The 13,784-nt window shown below is 67.8% G+C and carries 14 protein-coding genes; 11 read left to right on the forward strand and 3 right to left on the reverse strand.

Annotation, left to right across the window (positions count from 1 at the left end; genetic code table 11):
- The first annotated feature begins 364 nt into the window (after positions 1-364).
- The 6 genes from argC to DBO33_RS13715 are packed head-to-tail and all read left to right on the forward strand — an operon-like array spanning position 365 to position 6,331.
- Positions 365-1,438 (forward strand): N-acetyl-gamma-glutamyl-phosphate reductase, encoded by a 1,074-nt coding sequence (gene argC / locus DBO33_RS13690; RefSeq protein ID WP_107655371.1) that lies wholly within the window; start codon positions 365-367, stop codon positions 1,436-1,438.
- Complete coding sequence (gene argJ, locus DBO33_RS13695; protein WP_107655372.1) at positions 1,435-2,661, forward strand: bifunctional glutamate N-acetyltransferase/amino-acid acetyltransferase ArgJ; 1,227 nt, start codon at positions 1,435-1,437, stop codon at positions 2,659-2,661. The genes argC and argJ overlap by 4 nt, the downstream gene beginning before the upstream one ends.
- A complete protein-coding gene (argB, locus tag DBO33_RS13700) occupies positions 2,658-3,590 on the forward strand; it encodes an acetylglutamate kinase (protein ID WP_107655373.1) in 933 nt (310 codons plus the stop codon). Before argJ ends, argB begins: the two co-directional genes overlap by 4 nt.
- The gene (locus DBO33_RS13705; RefSeq protein WP_107655374.1) at positions 3,587-4,810 is read left to right on the forward strand and encodes an acetylornithine transaminase; all 1,224 of its coding nucleotides are present in this window, start codon (positions 3,587-3,589) and stop codon (positions 4,808-4,810) included. The genes argB and DBO33_RS13705 overlap by 4 nt, the downstream gene beginning before the upstream one ends.
- Positions 4,807-5,760 carry an ornithine carbamoyltransferase gene (argF, locus tag DBO33_RS13710; RefSeq protein WP_107655375.1) on the forward strand — a complete coding sequence of 318 codons (954 nt, stop codon included), beginning with the start codon at positions 4,807-4,809 and terminating at the stop codon, positions 5,758-5,760. Before DBO33_RS13705 ends, argF begins: the two co-directional genes overlap by 4 nt.
- A 55-nt stretch (positions 5,761-5,815) precedes the next feature.
- Complete coding sequence (locus tag DBO33_RS13715; RefSeq protein ID WP_397296796.1) at positions 5,816-6,331, forward strand: arginine repressor; 516 nt, start codon at positions 5,816-5,818, stop codon at positions 6,329-6,331.
- A gap of 6 nt (positions 6,332-6,337) precedes the next feature.
- Here DBO33_RS13715 and DBO33_RS42760 read toward each other — a convergent pair whose 3' ends face one another.
- Positions 6,338-6,502 (reverse strand): hypothetical protein, encoded by a 165-nt coding sequence (locus DBO33_RS42760; protein WP_159080242.1) that lies wholly within the window; start codon positions 6,500-6,502, stop codon positions 6,338-6,340.
- A gap of 256 nt (positions 6,503-6,758) precedes the next feature.
- Between DBO33_RS42760 and DBO33_RS13720 the strand changes: the two genes are divergently transcribed.
- A complete protein-coding gene (locus tag DBO33_RS13720) occupies positions 6,759-7,961 on the forward strand; it encodes an argininosuccinate synthase (protein ID WP_107655376.1) in 1,203 nt (400 codons plus the stop codon).
- Between the two features lie 314 nt (positions 7,962-8,275).
- A complete protein-coding gene (gene argH, locus DBO33_RS13725) occupies positions 8,276-9,697 on the forward strand; it encodes an argininosuccinate lyase (protein WP_107655377.1) in 1,422 nt (473 codons plus the stop codon).
- A gap of 61 nt (positions 9,698-9,758) precedes the next feature.
- Here argH and DBO33_RS13730 read toward each other — a convergent pair whose 3' ends face one another.
- Entirely contained in the window at positions 9,759-10,415 is a 657-nt protein-coding gene (locus DBO33_RS13730) for a hypothetical protein (protein ID WP_107655378.1), read from the reverse strand.
- Positions 10,416-10,538: 123 nt separating this feature from the next.
- Between DBO33_RS13730 and DBO33_RS13735 the strand changes: the two genes are divergently transcribed.
- Positions 10,539-10,862, forward strand: a complete 324-nt coding sequence (locus DBO33_RS13735; protein WP_107655379.1) for a DMT family transporter — start codon at positions 10,539-10,541, stop codon at positions 10,860-10,862.
- Between the two features lie 54 nt (positions 10,863-10,916).
- Here DBO33_RS13735 and DBO33_RS13740 read toward each other — a convergent pair whose 3' ends face one another.
- On the reverse strand, positions 10,917-11,474 hold the full coding sequence (locus tag DBO33_RS13740; protein ID WP_107660246.1) for a Uma2 family endonuclease: 558 nt from the start codon (positions 11,472-11,474) through the stop codon (positions 10,917-10,919).
- A gap of 415 nt (positions 11,475-11,889) precedes the next feature.
- Between DBO33_RS13740 and DBO33_RS13745 the strand changes: the two genes are divergently transcribed.
- Both DBO33_RS13745 and DBO33_RS13750 read left to right on the forward strand, forming a co-directional pair.
- Positions 11,890-12,696: an ATP-binding cassette domain-containing protein gene (locus tag DBO33_RS13745; protein ID WP_234390826.1), complete on the forward strand. Its 807-nt coding sequence runs from the start codon at positions 11,890-11,892 to the stop codon at positions 12,694-12,696.
- Between the two features lie 37 nt (positions 12,697-12,733).
- Positions 12,734-13,777: an ABC transporter permease gene (locus tag DBO33_RS13750; protein WP_107655380.1), complete on the forward strand. Its 1,044-nt coding sequence runs from the start codon at positions 12,734-12,736 to the stop codon at positions 13,775-13,777.
- The last annotated feature ends 7 nt before the right edge of the window (positions 13,778-13,784 follow it).

The raw sequence follows: 13,784 nt of genomic DNA on the forward strand, positions 1-13,784 counted from the left end.
GCGTGGGAACTACCACCGAATCCGCGCGGTATGCCTGTTAATCAGGACCGCCTGGTGTGGTGTTGGCAATGCACCTCATCGGCCCGCGAGTCGGAACTTTGCCGGCAACACCCCTGCCTTCTGCGGCTCCATGTGTTTGGGGCCCAGAATCTGCGGCGAGGCCAGGCGCGCGAGTGTGCGGCCAACGGGGGTGTACCGCCGGCGATCTGCGACACAACCCCAGGCGGAACCTCGCGCCCAATTGGTGTTTGCGCCCAGCCGAGCCGGGTACCAAGCCTGCGAAACCCCTGACTCTTCCAGCGGGATCAAGGCAAGATGGGGACCAGCTGGTGAATGAGCTTGCATAGTCGTGCATAATCATCACATGGTTGATTCGGTGCACGCGCCGGAGCCAGCAGGGCCCGCGTTGCGGGTTGCGGTGGCCGGGGCGAGTGGGTACGCGGGCGGGGAAGTATTGCGACTGCTGCTCGGTCATCCGGCGTACCGCGAGGGCCGCCTGGTGATCGGCGCGCTGACGGCGGGTTCGAACGCCGGAACCCCGCTCGGCGCGTTGCAGCCGCACCTGTTGCCGCTGGCGGACCGAGTGCTCGCACCGACGACTGTCGAGGAGCTGGCGGGGCACGATGTGGTGTTCCTCGGCCTGCCGCACGGGCAGTCCGCGGCCATCGCCGAGCAGCTGCCCGCATCGACGGTGATCATCGACTGCGGCGCCGACTTCCGGCTGACCGACGCGCAGGCGTGGGAGAAGTATTACGGCAGCGCGCACGCGGGCAGCTGGCCTTACGGCCTGCCCGAGCTGCCGGGCGGGCGGGAGAAGCTGCGCGGCGCGAGCCGGATCGCGGTGCCGGGTTGCTACCCGACCGTGGCCAGTCTGGCGATGGCACCGGCGATCGCCGCCGGCATCGTCGCGCCGAACGTGAATGTCGTTGCGGTGAGCGGTACTTCGGGCGCCGGGCGCAAGCTCGACGTCGGCCTGCTCGGCTCCGAGGTGATGGGTTCGGTGCGGGCGTACAGCATCGCGGGCGCACACCGGCACACCCCGGAGATCGCGCAGAACCTGAAGGCGGCGGGCGGCACCGACGTCGCCGTGTCGTTCACGCCGGTGCTGGCACCGATGCCGCGCGGCATCCTGGCGACCTGCACGGCACCGACCTCGGTGGATGCCGAACAGGCCCGCGCGGTCTACGAAAAAGCCTATGCCGATGAGCCATTCGTGCACCTGCTGCCGGAAGGCGTACTGCCGCAGACCGGCGCGGTGCTCGGTTCCAACGCCGTCACCCTGCAGGTGGCGGTGGATGCCGACGCGGGCTTGCTCGTGGTGATCGGCGCGATCGACAACTTGACCAAGGGCACCGCGGGCGCCGCGATGCAATCGATGAACCTGGCCGTCGGATTCGACGAGACCGCAGGACTTTCCACCGTAGGAGTGGCACCGTGACGACATCCGCTGCGACGCAGACCGCCAACGGCAAGCTGGTGCGCAACCAGGGCGTCACCGGCCCGCTCGGCTTCCGGGCCGCCGGTATCGCGGCCGGCATCAAGGCCAGCGGAAAGCCGGACCTGGCACTGGTTTTCAACGAGGGCCCGGAGTACGCGGCGGCGGGCGTATTCACCCGCAACAAGGTGAAGGCAGCCCCGGTGCTGTGGTCGCAGCAGGTGCTCTCCGGCGGACGACTGCGCGCGGTGATCCTGAACTCCGGCGGTGCCAACGCCTGCACCGGCCCCGGCGGCTTCCAGGACACGCACAAGACCGCCGAAGAACTCGCTGCGGCACTGAGCAATTGGGGTTCCGAGACCGGCGCCGGTGAGATCGCCGTCTGCTCGACGGGGCTGATCGGCGACCGGCTGCCGATGGACAAGCTCGTCCCCGCGATCACCGAGATTGTGCACGAGATGGGCGGCGGGCTCTCCGGCGGGCTCGACGCGGCGCACGCGATCATGACCACCGATACGGTGCCCAAGGAAGCCGCGTTCCACCATCGGGACAAGTGGAACGTCGGCGGCATGGCCAAGGGTGCGGGCATGCTCGCCCCCTCGCTGGCCACCATGCTTGTGGTGCTGACCACCGATGCCGCCGCCACGCCCGACCAGCTGGATCAGGCGCTGCGCAATGCCACTGGGCGCACCTTCGACCGGCTCGACGTCGACGGCTCCTGCTCGACCAACGACACCGTGCTGCTGCTCGCCAACGGCGCCAGCGAGGTCACCCCGAGCCAGGAAGACCTCGACGCCGCCGTGCTCGCGGTCTGCGACGACCTGGCCGCCCAGCTGATGGCCGACGCGGAGGGCGTCACCAAGCGGGTGCTGGTCACCGTCGCGAGCGCGGTCAGCGAGGACGAGGCGGTGGCCGCCGCGCGCACCGTCGCCCGCGACAGTCTGGTCAAGACAGCGCTTTTCGGCTCCGACCCGAACTGGGGCCGGGTGCTCGCGGCGGTCGGCATGGCGCCGGTCACCCTCGACCCGAACCGGATCTCGGTGTCGTTCAACGGAAATCCGGTCTGTATCGACGGCGTCGGCGCACCGGGCGCCCGCGACGTCGACCTGTCCGGTGGCGACATCGAGGTGCTGATCGAGCTGAATGTCGGTACCGCCGCAGCCACTATCCGCACCACCGACCTCTCGCACGGTTACGTCGAAGAGAATTCGGCGTACAGCTCATGACAAGCCAACTCCGCCACGAGCTTTCGGCGCTGGACAAGGCGCACATCCTGGCCGACGCGCTGCCCTGGTTGCAGAAGTTCCGCGACAAGATCGTGGTGGTGAAGTTCGGCGGCAACGCCATGGTCGACCCGGAACTCGAGCGGGCGTTCGCCGCCGACATGGCGTTCCTGCGCACCGTCGGCGTGCACCCGGTGGTGGTGCACGGCGGCGGCCCGCAGATCAGCGCCATGCTGAAGAAGCTCGGCCTGGAGGGCGAGTTCCGCGGCGGCTTCCGGGTGACCACGCCGGAGGTGATGGATGTGGTGCGCATGGTGCTGTTCGGGCAGGTCGGTCGCGAACTGGTCGGCTTGATCAACGCGCACGGCCCGTACGCCGTCGGCATCTCCGGTGAGGACGCGCAACTGTTCACCGCGACCCGCCGCACCGTCGAGGTCGACGGCGAGCCCACCGACATCGGGCTGGTCGGCGACGTCACCTCGGTGAATCCGGACGCGGTGCTCGACCTGATCTACGCGGGCCGCATCCCGGTGGTGTCCACCATCGCGCCGGACGCGGACGGCGTGGTGCACAACATCAACGCCGACACCGCCGCCGCCGCGCTCGCCGAGGGCATCGGCGCCGAGAAACTGGTGGTGCTGACCGACGTCGAAGGCCTCTACACCGACTGGCCGGACCGGTCCTCGCTGATCACCCGCATCGATACGGCGGCGCTCGCGGAGTTGCTGCCCCGCCTGGATGCGGGCATGGTGCCGAAGATGGAAGCCTGCCTGCGCGCCGTACAAGGCCGGGTGCCGACAGCGCATGTGATCGACGGTCGCGTGCCGCACGCCGTGCTGCTGGAACTGTTCACCGGAGAAGGAATCGGAACGATGGTGACGCCCGACTCGTCCTCGAACGGGGCGGGCTCGCCGGACGGAACGAGAACATGAGTACAGACCAAGAACTCCAGGCGCGGTGGTCCGCCGCGATGATGAACAACTACGGCACGCCGAAGATCGCGCTGGTGCGCGGTGCGGGCGCGGTGGTCTACGACGCGGACGGCAACCGCTACGTCGACTTCCTCGGCGGTATCGCGGTGAACAGCCTCGGGCACGCCCACCCGGCGATCCTGGCCGCGGTCACCGAGCAGCTCGGCACGCTCGGGCATGTCTCGAACATCTACGCCAACGAACCGGTGATCGAATTGGCCGAGCGCCTGCTCGCGCACTTCGGTGACGGTTCTTCCGAGACGGGCCACAGCGGGCGGGCCTTCTTCTGCAACTCGGGCACCGAGGCCAACGAGGCCGCGTTCAAGATCGCGCGGTTGACCGGGCGGCGCAAGATCATCGCCTGCGAAGAGGCCTTCCACGGCCGGACCATGGGTGCGCTCGCGCTCACCGGGCAGGCCGCGAAGCGAACGCCGTTCGAGCCGCTGCCCGCGGGCGTCGTGCACGTGCCCTACGGTGACGCCGCCGCGCTGGAAGCCGTGGTCGACGCGGACACCGCCGCGGTGTTCCTGGAGCCGATGATGGGGGAGAGCGGCGTCGTCGTGCCGCCGGCCGACTACCTGGTCAAGGCCCGCGAGATCACCGCGCGCCACGGTGCGCTGCTCATCCTCGACGAGGTGCAGACCGGCATCGGCCGGACCGGAAAGTTCTACGCGCACCACGCCGCAGGCATCGTGCCCGACGTGATCACCCTGGCCAAGGGGCTCGGCGGCGGGCTGCCGATCGGCGCGGTGCTGGCCACCGGTGCGGCCGCCGAACTGCTCACTCCCGGCCTGCACGGGACGACCTTCGGCGGCAACCCTGTGTGCGCCGCGGCCGCGCTCGCCGTGCTGCGCACCATCGACGAACAAGACCTGCTCGCGCATGTCGAGTCGGTCGGCAAGCGGCTCGCCGACGGCATCGAACTGCTGGAGCATCCGCTGATCGACCACGTGCGCGGGGCCGGGCTGCTGCTCGGCATCGTGCTCACCGACGACGTCTCCGCCCACGTCGAGGCGCGGGCCCGGGCCGCCGGATATCTGGTGAATCCGGCCAAGCCCAACGTTATTCGGCTCGCCCCGCCGCTGATCCTCACCGAGACCCAGGCCGACAATTTCGTCGCCGATCTGCCGGAGATCCTGGACTCGGCCACCCAAGATGCGAAGGAGGCTGCGGCGCAATGACTTCAGCACAGCAGGTACGGCATTTCCTCCGCGACGACGATGTGAGCCCGGCCGAGCAGGCCGAAATCCTCACCCTGGCCGCCGAACTCAAGCACGCGCCGTTCTCGCAGCGTCCGCTGGAGGGGCCGCGCGGGGTCGGCGTGATCTTCGAGAAGAACTCCACCCGTACCCGGTTCTCCTTCGAGATGGGCATCGCTCAACTCGGTGGGCACGCGGTGGTGGTGGACGGGCGCGACACCCAGCTCGGCCGCGAGGAAACCCTCGGCGACACCGGCCGGGTGCTCTCCCGCTACGTCGACGCGATCGTCTGGCGCACCTTCGAGCAGTACCGGCTCGACGAAATGTCGGCCACCGCAACGGTTCCGGTGGTCAACGCGCTGTCCAACGAGTTCCACCCCTGCCAGGTGCTCGCCGACCTGCAGACCCTCGCCGAGCGCAAGGGAAACCTGGTGGGGCGCAACCTCACCTACTTCGGTGACGGCGCGAACAACATGGCGCACTCGCTGCTGCTCGGTGGCGTCACCGCGGGCCTCAACGTCACCATCGCCGCGCCGACGGGTTTCGAACCGCTGCCCTGGATCCTGGAGGCTGCCCGCAAGCGCGCCGCCGACACCGGCGCCACCATCACGCTGACCGCCGACCCGATCGCCGCGGCCGACGGCGCGGACGCGCTGGTCACCGACACCTGGACCTCGATGGGCCAGGAGAACGACGGCCTGGACCGCGTCGGCCCGTTCCGCCCCTTCCAGGTGAACAGCGAGCTGCTCGCGCACGCCCAGCCCGACGCCGTGGTGCTGCACTGCCTACCCGCCCACCGTGGCGAGGAGGTCACCGACGAGGTGCTCGACGGTCCGCACAGTGTGGTGTGGGACGAGGCGGAGAACCGGCTGCACGCGCAGAAGGCGCTGCTGGTGTGGTTGCTGGCCAAACGAAGTGATGGTGCGGCATGAGAGGTGAGCGTCCGCGACGAGCAGTCGTGCGTGCGTGCGTTGACGAGGTGCTGTCGTGAGCGTCGCACATCCGGAGCCGGGCAAGACGGGACCAGAAATCGCGCGCACTCGCGCCGGACGGCAGTCGCGCATTGTCGAACTGCTGACCGCACACGCGGTGCGCAGCCAGACCGAACTGGCGGCACTGCTGGCGGCCGAGGGCATCGAGACCACGCAGGCGACGCTCTCGCGTGACCTGGACGAACTCGGCGCGGTGAAGTTGCGCGCCGCCGACGGGGGCGCGGGCGTCTATGTGGTTCCCGAGGACGGCAATCCCATCCGTGGCGTCATCGGCGGCACCGATCGTCTCGCGAAGCTGCTCGGCGACCTGCTGGTCTCCACCGATCACAGCGGCAATATCGCGGTCCTGCGCACCCCGCCGGGTGCCGCGCACTACCTGGCCAGCGCACTGGACCGCGCCGCGCTGCCTTATATCGTCGGCACCATCGCAGGCGACGACACCATCGCCGTCATCGCCCGCGAGCCGCTGACCGGCGCCGAACTGGCCGCGAAGATCGAGGAGATCGCCTGACGCAGGTCAGGAGAACGGGTATTGCCCGCCGCCACCACGCGGTGTGCGATTGTCCGGCGTTGCCACGTCGATGATGTCTTGAATGAGGTCGACGACCGCGCGGCCGACGTCCAGGACACCGTGGCCGAGGGTGCTGAACTCTCCCGCGACGAGGTGTAGCAGTGCGTTCATGACGTCCGTCCTTCTACCCGCCCGACGATTCCGTTTCCAGGGTCGCACACCGGCGAACGGCACGCCAAGGACGTAATCCGCTTGATGGGCAGTGACTTTCGCGAACGATCCGGGGCTGCGGGAGCGGTTCCCGGACCCCCGTTGTGAATGGGCTTGCATCATCGTGCATAATCATTTGTAGGACGTGCGGGCCGCTGTGGCGGGAAGCCGGTCCGTACTTCGAACACAAGCATCGAAACCGAGGAGCACACAGACCATGTCCGAACGCGTCGTACTCGCCTACTCAGGTGGGCTGGACACCTCCGTGGCGATCAGCTGGATCGCCAAGGAGACCGGTTCCGAGGTGGTGGCCGTGGCCATCGACCTCGGCCAGGGCGGCGAGGACATGAACGTGGTGCGCCAGCGAGCGCTGGACTGCGGCGCGGTCGAGGCCATCGTGGTGGACGCGCGCGACGAGTTCGCCAACGACTACTGCCTGCCGACCATCCAGGCCAACGCCATGTACATGGGCCGCTACCCGCTGGTCTCCGCGATCAGCCGGCCGCTCATCGTCAAGCACCTCGTCGAGGCGGCCAAGTTCCACGGCGCGAGCACCGTCGCGCACGGCTGCACCGGCAAGGGCAACGACCAGGTGCGCTTCGAGGTCGGCATCGGCGCGCTCGCGCCGGACCTGAACGTGATCGCCCCGGTCCGGGACTACGCGTGGACCCGGGAGAAGGCCATCGCCTTCGCCGAGGAGAACGCGCTGCCGATCAACGTCACCAAGAAGTCCCCGTTCTCCATCGACCAGAACGTGTGGGGACGCGCGGTGGAAACCGGCTTCCTCGAGGACCTCTGGAACGCGCCGACCAAGGACGTCTACGACTACACCGCCGACGCGACGGTCAACTTCGAGGCCCCCGACGAGCTCATCATCACCTTCGAGAAGGGTGTCCCGGTCGCCATCGACGGCCGCCCGGTGAGCGTGCTGGAAGCCATCGTCGAGCTGAACCACCGCGCCGGACGGCAGGGCGTCGGCCGCCTCGACATGGTCGAGGACCGGCTCGTCGGCATCAAGAGCCGCGAGATCTACGAGGCGCCCGGCGCCATCGCGCTGATCACCGCGCACCAGGAGCTCGAGGCCGTCACCGTCGAGCGCGAACTCGGCCGGTACAAGCGGCAGGTCGAGCAGCGCTGGGGCGAGCTGGTCTACGACGGCCTGTGGTTCTCCCCGCTCAAGCGCGCGCTGGACGCGTTCGTCGGCGAAACCCAGGAGCACGTCTCCGGCGACATCCGGATGGTGCTGCACGGCGGCAATGCTGTCGTCAACGGCCGCCGCTCCGAGCAGTCCCTCTACGACTTCAACCTCGCCACCTACGACGAGGGCGACACCTTCGACCAGTCGCTGGCCAAGGGTTTCGTGCAGATCCACGGGCTGTCCTCGAAGGTCGCGGCGCGTCGGGATCTGAACCAGAAGTAAGCGCGCTGAAGTCGTGCGGGCCGAGGAGAGTTCGCGGCCCGTACGGCGGCGGCTGGCGCAAGGTCAGCCGGTCGGCGCTGCTCGCGCGGCTCCGGATGGCACCATGCGGAGGACAGTCGCTCCATCGGCTGGCACAGTGCAAGGCGCTGCGCTGTTCACACCGAGCAGTTCGGCACCCCGCAGGTGGGCACCTTTGCAATGGGGGCGCACCGGGCGCTCGCAGTGCGGCGGCGCACCGTAGGGCAGGCGCTGCACTGGACGGCACGGCATAGACATCACCCCTCTGATGACCGCAACCGAGGAGACAGCACACCATGACGCAGAGCGGCAGCACGAACACCGGTGCGCTCTGGGGCGGGCGTTTCGCGTCCGGACCGGCCGAGGCGATGGCGGCCCTGAGTAAGTCGACGCAGTTCGATTGGGTGTTGGCGCCGTACGACATTCGCGCTTCGAAGGCGCATGCGCGGGTGCTGCACAAGGCGGGGCTGCTCTCGGAGAGCGATCTCGCCGGGATGCTCACCGGGCTGGATCAGCTTGCCGCCGACGTGGATTCGGGCGCGTTCGGTCCTGCCGAGTCCGATGAGGACGTGCACGGTGCGCTGGAGCGTGGGCTGATCGAGCGGGTCGGCGCCGAGCTCGGTGGCCGGCTGCGGGCCGGGCGGTCGCGCAATGATCAGGTGGCCACGTTGTTCCGGATGTGGTTGCGCGACGGTGTGCGCCGGGTCGCGGCCGGTGTGCTCGACGTGGTCGACGCGCTGGTGGCGCAGGCGGCCGCGCATCCCGATGCGGTGATGCCGGGTAAGACGCACCTGCAGGCCGCGCAACCCGTGCTGCTGGCTCATCACCTGCTCGCGCACGCGCATCCGCTGCTGCGCGACATCGATCGGCTGCGTGACTTCGACAAGCGGGCGGCGGTGTCGCCGTACGGTTCCGGCGCGCTGGCCGGTTCGTCGCTCGGGCTCGATCCCGAGGCGATCGCCGCCGAATTGGATTTCGACGGTTCCGCAGCCAATTCGATCGACGCCACGTCTTCGCGGGACTTCGCCGCCGAGGCCGCGTTCGTGCTCGCCATGATCGGCGTCGACCTCAGCCGGATGGCCGAAGAGGTAATCCTCTGGAGCACACCGGAATTCGGCTACATCACCCTCGCCGACGCCTGGTCCACCGGTTCGTCGATCATGCCGCAGAAGAAGAACCCGGACGTCTCCGAACTCACCCGTGGCAAGGCGGGCAGGCTGATCGGCAACCTCACCGGTCTGCTGGCAACCCTGAAGGCGCAGCCGCTGGCTTACAACCGAGACCTGCAGGAGGACAAGGAACCCCTGTTCGACTCGGTCGCGCAACTCGAACTGCTCTTGCCTGCCATCGCCGGCCTGGTCTCGACGCTCACCTTCCACACCGACCGGATGGCCGAACTCGCGCCCGCCGGTTTCACTCTCGCCACTGACATCGCCGAATGGCTTGTCCGGCAGGGTGTTCCGTTCCGGGTCGCGCACGAAGCGGCCGGCGCTTGCGTCCGAGTCGCCGAATCCCGCGGTGTCGGCCTGGCCGAGCTCACCGACGAGGAATTCGCCGCCATCGACCCCGCTCTCACGCCGAACGTGCGCGAGGTCCTTACCGTCCAGGGTTCCATCGCCTCCCGCAACGCTCGCGGCGGCACCGCGGGCACCCAGGTTGCCCGCCAACTCGACGAAATCGCCGGTACCACAACCCAGCTCCGCAGCTGGTTGAGCTGAGCCTCCGCGAGTGGCACATGGTGGTGGCAAACGTCGAGTAGACCTCACGATGGTGTGCCACTCACGGGGGAAGTAGTTCCGCAACGTGGAGTAGGGGAGCGGCCAGGGCTGGGATTGCCTTGGGGTGCCGTAGCTGACCCTTGTGATAGGTGAGCAGGTCTTGGCCGGCGAGGCTCCAGTGCGGGACCGCGTTGTAGAGGTGCGCGGTGATCAGCTGAGGGCCGATCAGCCTGCGGGCGTAGTGCGGGTCCGGTGCGACGACCCGGTAGCGATAGTCGAACGTCGGATTGCCGGTGGCCGTCGGTTTATCGCCGAACAGGCTGCGGCCCAGCTGCGAGAGCGAGCCCCGGGACAGCACGCTGACCGGCAGGTGCGGCTGGTCCAGGCGCACAACAATGACGATGTAGTGGTGCGTCGTCGAACTACCGTCCGAGGACGACGTCTCGTGTTTGTAATCGGCCACGGTCACCCACCGGCCACCGAGCTGCCCGGTCAGCACCACGCCGAGGCCGCGCGGATTTCGGCCGGGTAGCCGCGTCGTCCACTCCGCGCGGGCACGCTCGGTATACGACCAGCCGTGCGCCCGCGACCATTGCCACAGCTGAGTTTTGCGCGCCCGTTCGGCACGCATCGACCGCTGGACCGCGACCACGAGCAGCACGATCAACGCGACAACCACCGACGCCCCCGCCGCGCCGACGAGCATCACCACATCCATCCCGATCCTTACATCCTCGTCGCCGGACGCCGCCGCGTCCCACCCTCGCCGAGTTCCCCCCGGCTACCGCACCACCCACGGCGCGCTGCCCCGTCATTCTCCGGTACTCGTTACGCTGCCGCCATGACCCTGCTGTTTCTCGCCATTGCCATCGCGTCCGAGGTGACCGCAACCGTTTCGCTGAAACTCTCCGACGGATTCAGCAAGGTCATCCCGTCGATCATCGTGGTCATCGGCTACGCCAGCGCATTCTGGTTCCTCTCCCAAGCCCTGAAGCGCGGCATGCAGATCGGCGTCGCCTACGGCATCTGGTCCGCGGTAGGCGTAGCCGCCATCGCCATCATCGGCGTCCTCTTCCTGGACGAGCGCCTGACCCTCATCCAAGTAGGCGGCATCGCCCTGGTGATCCTCGGGGTGCTCGCCCTGGAACTCGGCGGCGCACACTGAGTGAGCGGGTGTGCCGCCAATCAACACTCAGCGGCACACCCGACACGGTAGAAATCAGACGAACTCGCTGGTGTCGAGGTCGAACTCGAAGGGCTTCGGCAGCCGGAGCGAGACACCGAACTTGGCGGTGGCGGTGTGCCGGTATTCCCCGTCCACCGGCTCCCAGTAGACCGTCATTTCGGCGCGATGGCGATCGATCAACAGGTAGGCGGGGATATGAGCCTGCGCATAGGCATCGCGCTTCTCTATGCGATCGACTTCCGCGTCGCGTTCGCGACCGGAAGTGATCTCCATGATCATCAGCACCCCAGACGGGTCGGACCACGACGGCTGATCCCGGAAATACCCACGTGGTGCGACTGCACCATCCACCCTGGCACGGCTTTCGCGATAGGCCGGGATACGCACGCCGACCTCGGGCAGTAGCCGCCACTCCGGGCAATGGTCCCGAATTTGATCGCCGATGATGCTGGCGAACTCGGCATGCTCACCATCGGGAACCGGAACCACGTAGATCCTTCCATTGATCAGCTCGACGTCGACCTCCTCGGACGATGCGCGCTCCAGCACCTCGAACTCCGCGAGGGTCACATCGGCGTCCATGCTGCTCATATCCCCAGGGTAACTGGGCGGCGCGGGTTCGTTCTGCTGGTCGTCCACCAGCAGGTGTCGCGCTGCGGTGCGCGGGCTCATGTGGCGCCCAAGCTCGACCGCGGGCTGCTACGTTCCACTCTGCAACTCCTTCTACTCGACGACGGGATCGTTGTGCATTTCCTTTGACGTGCGACGCAGGCCAATGGTTCCCGCAAAACTCCGCGACTTTCAGTGCTGAAACTGGGTGTTGGCGATCCACTACTCGCCGAGCAGCTGCTGAGGACGTTCAGTGCATTGTTTTCTCACCCCAAATAACCGGATCATGTTGCGCCTCTCGCATTTTGCCGAATACGTCCCATGAGACCTCAGCCCGAACGTAGCATCGGGCGATGGATTGGACGTTTGCTCAGCTGTGCGTGCACGGATGTGGCCGATGACCTCGGACGATGCCGCGAAACAGGCCGAACCGACCGGCGAATCGGCCGTCGCGCTGCGGGCCGATGGACTGGTGAAGCGCTACGGCGCGGTGGAGGCGTTGCGCGGCGCGAACTTTCAGGTGAGCGCCGGTGAAGTGGTCGCCTTGATCGGCGACAACGGTGCGGGTAAATCGACTCTGGTGAAATGCCTTTCCGGCGCCGAACAGCCGGATTCCGGGCGGATTTTGCTGGACGGCAAGCAGGTGGTGCTGAATACGCCCACGGCGGCACGCAAACTCGGCGTGGAGACGGTGTATCAGGACCTCGCGGTGGCTCCCGACCTGGACCCGGCCGCGAATCTCTTCCTCGGCCGCGAACTGGTGCGCAAGGGTTTGGCGGGCAAGCTCGGCATGCTGGATCGCACCGCGATGAGAGCCCAAGCGGTCGAACACTTCCGGCGTCTCGGCGTCACCCTGCAGAGCGCGGATGTGCCGATCGGCTCGCTGTCGGGCGGGCAGCGGCAGAGCGTCGCGGTGGCCAGGGCGGTGATGTGGGCGAGCAAGGTGGTGTTCATGGACGAGCCGACCGCCGCGCTCGGCGTGGTGCAGCGCGAGCGGGTGCTCGACGTGATCCGCCGGGTCCGCGACGAAGGCATCGCGGTGGTGCTGATCAGCCACAACATGCCGGAGGTGCTGGCCGTCGCGGACCGCATCGAGGTGCTTCGGCTCGGTCGGCGGGTGGCTCGGTTCACCGCGGCCGAGGCCACCCTCGAACAGCTGGTCGGCGCCATGACCGGCGCGCTGTCACAGGAGGGTACGGCATGAGCACGCCAGCAATGCCGGAGCAGAGCGAGGTGCGGGCATGACCGAGGTCAACACTGTCGACGGCAACGGCGGCCCGGAGTTGCCCGAACGCACTGTCCTGCAACGACTTCTCGGCGCGAGCACAGTCTGGATCGGCGTCGTGCTGGTCGCGCTGTGCATCGTGTTCAGCGTCCTGCGGCCCGATGCGTTCCCCACCCGCTTCACCTTTCAGACGCTGCTGATCGAAACATCGGTGCTGCTGGTGCTTTCGGTGGGCATGACGTTCGTGATCATCACCTCCGGCATCGATCTGTCCGTCGGTATGGTGCTGATCTTCGCCGGCGTGATCGGCGCCAAATCGATGGAGGCGCTGAGCCCGGACCAGGATGCGACCGGCGCGGGTTGGGGCATCATCGGCATCGGCTTCCTGCTTTCCGTTGTGGGCGGCGGTGTTTGGGGCCTGATCAACGGATTACTGGTGGCGAAGGCCAAGATTCCGCCGCTGATCGTCACGCTCGGTTCGTTCGGCGCCGCCCTCGGCGCGGCCCAGCTGATCACCGGCGGCGTCGATACGCGCACGGTGCCCGAAAAGCTGCGTAACACACTGGGTTTTGGTACCACCCTCGGCGGCATCCCCAACCTGGTGTTGGTCGCCACCGTGGTCACCGTGGTCGCCGCGTGGGTGCTGCACACCACCCGCTTCGGCCGCTACACCTACGCCATCGGCTCCAACGAGGAGGCCGCCCGGCGTTCCGGCATCGCGGTCACCCGGCATCTGGTGCTGGTGTATCTGCTCACCGGCGTGCTCGCGGGTCTGGCGGGCTTTATGAATCTCGCCTACTTCGGCACCACCACCATCGGCGGGCACACCACCGACAACCTGGATGCCATCGCCGGCGTAGTGATCGGCGGCACCAGCCTTTTCGGTGGTGTCGGCTCGGTCGTCGGCACCGTGATCGGCGTGTTCATTCCGTCGGTGCTGAAGAAGGGGTTCGTCATCGCGCAGGTGCCGGTGTTCTGGCAGCCGATCGCGGTGAGCGTGGTGCTCGTCGCGGCAGTCTGGTTCGACCAGCTGCGCCGCCGGGCCCGCGATCGGAAATAGGAGTCGA

This window comes from Nocardia suismassiliense (assembly GCF_900269665.1).
GTDB classification, from domain to species: Bacteria; Actinomycetota; Actinomycetes; order Mycobacteriales; family Mycobacteriaceae; genus Nocardia; species Nocardia suismassiliense.